The 2,202-nt window shown below is 37.6% G+C and carries 2 protein-coding genes; one reads left to right on the forward strand and one right to left on the reverse strand.

Translation table 11 applies throughout. From position 1 onward, the window contains the following. Nucleotides 1-42 precede the first annotated feature (42 nt). Nucleotides 43-597 (reverse strand): manganese efflux pump MntP, encoded by a 555-nt coding sequence (locus PLK24_RS10935; protein ID WP_324479072.1) that lies wholly within the window; start codon nucleotides 595-597, stop codon nucleotides 43-45. A 187-nt stretch (nucleotides 598-784) separates the two neighbouring features. On the opposite strand from PLK24_RS10935, the gene PLK24_RS10940 reads away from it, so the two are divergent. Beyond that, nucleotides 785-1,978, forward strand: a complete 1,194-nt coding sequence (locus tag PLK24_RS10940) for a DUF1343 domain-containing protein (RefSeq protein WP_324479073.1) — start codon at nucleotides 785-787, stop codon at nucleotides 1,976-1,978. Nucleotides 1,979-2,202: the final 224 nt, after the last annotated feature.

Raw genomic sequence — 2,202 nt, forward strand, 5'->3', positions numbered from 1 at the left:
TTCTCATCGTCCTTGTCAGCAAATTTTTAAAGATTGGTTTCCTCAGTTAATAAAGTGTTCCAAAAGAGTTTTAAACCCAATTATTACGATTGCTATTCCACCAACAACTTCTGGTTTCGAAATATATTTTCTTCCCACCCGATGGCCAAAGGTTACTCCCACAAATGTCATTATTGAAGCAACTATACCGATAACAATCGCGGGTAAAAGAATCCCATCCTTTAGCAATGCGAAAGAAAAACCGACAGCTAAGGCATCAATACTGGTAGCAATCGAAGCTATCAGCAAGGGGATCCCCCGGCTAATATCAACCATAGTTTCATTATCGTCCTTGCTCAGAGCTTCATAAATCATTTTTCCACCAACAAAGCTCAATACCGCAAAAACAATCCAATGATCAATAGATTCAGTAAATCGGGCCACTCTAAGCCCCGCATAAAAACCAGCCAGAGGCATAAAAAACTGGAAGAGACCAAAAGACAGAGATAAACGAAATCTTGTATTGAAGGTACATACTTTCTGACACATTCCAAAAGCTACCGCCAACGAAAATGCATCTAGGCCAAGTCCAAAAGCAATTACCAATATTTCAAACACATTTTCTGCCTCGTATCGTGCGTGATTTCAATTCCTTTTTTTATATAATTGCGAGAATTATAACGAAAAGTCGAGATGAAAAAAAGAGCTTGGAAAAATTTTTTTTTGTGTGAAAAAAGTCGGTGTGACAAAGCATTAAAAATAGCTGAGTATTGTTTATCTTACTGAAAAAATATAAGATAAAAATATGAAGAAAATTATAAAATTGATTACTTTTATTGGTATATTCATCATTCTTGTGAATATTTTATCGTCTTATATCTATGAAGAGAACATTAAAATTAAATTGGGAAATGAAAGCCTTTTTGAAAGACATTTCGACCTCATTAAAGGAAAGCGGATTGGATTAATAACCAACCATACCGGGTTGAATAGCCGATTTCAATCAACTGCAGAACTTTTAGCGAATAATCATCAAACCAATTTGGTAGCTTTATTTGCTTCCGAACATGGATTGGACGGCAAGGCCAAAGCCGGTGAATACGTTGAATCCTACCTTCATGATCAATATAAAATTCCAGTTTACAGCTTGTACGGACCGACGAGGAAGCCAACTCCCAAGATGTTAGAAAACATCGACCTCCTCCTTTATGATATCCAAGACATTGGAGCTCGTACCTACACGTATATATCTACGCTTAATTATTGTATGTGGGCTGCCAAGGATAATGGTAAAACTGTCCTTGTTTTAGACCGTCCTAATCCTTTGGGAGGATTAATCGTTGATGGACCGGTTTCTGAAGAGGACTTTCGGTCCTTCATTGGCGTTGATATCCTTCCTATGGCACATGGTATGACTGTTGGTGAATTAGCGCGTTATTTTAATCGTCGTATTGGAGTGAGATTGATTGTTATACCTATGGATGGATATACACGGGATATGATGTTTCCGGATACTGGTCTTTATTGGATTCCCACTTCACCAATGATTCCTGATTTCCTTTCGGCTTTAGTATACATGGCGACTGGTTTGGGTGAAGGAACGGGAATTCGACAAGGTGATTATTTTAAATGGGTTGGAGGAAAAGGTATTAATTCCAGAATTTTCGCTCAAGAATTGAATCAAATTGGTCTACCAGGAGTTCAGTTTGTTCCTGAAACCAATGGAGAATTCGGGGGAGTTCGTCTTTTTATAACCAATATGAGAGCTTTTCAGCCTGCCTACACTGGCTTGTGTATTCTATCTTGTTCCCACAAATTAATTTCCTATTCAGTACCTAAAAATGAAAATGAGTTAACCATGTTCAATAAAATAATGGGGACAGCCCTAATTGGTAGGTTAATAGAAAATGATGTTTCCTATCAAGATTTAAAAAAAGCATACTGGGAACCTTTGGAAAACTTTAAAAAAGAGAGAGAAAAATATCTTATTTATCAATAACGATCCTGTAAATCCGCGGGCATGATAAATCAAGCCTCTACCAAAGATTTTAAAAAAGCCGTCATCCTGAGGCTTCGTTTTTGAAGCCGTGAGGATCTCATCTTTTATTCATATTTCATTATCATTTTCTCGGGATAACCATCAAAGATATAAAGGCACACCCCCCTAACCCCCCTCAATGGGGGAATGAATTCAACAATTCCCCTCCTTGGAGGGGTGCCGTT

The sequence above is a fragment of the Atribacter sp. genome, assembly GCF_035418125.1.
GTDB lineage: Bacteria > Atribacterota > Atribacteria > Atribacterales > Atribacteraceae > Atribacter > Atribacter allofermentans.

Excerpts from the sequence above, each read along its gene's own strand:
- PLK24_RS10940 (WP_324479073.1), top strand. The coding sequence starts at position 785 with ATGAAGAAAATTATAAAATTGATTACTTTTATTGGTATATTCATCATT.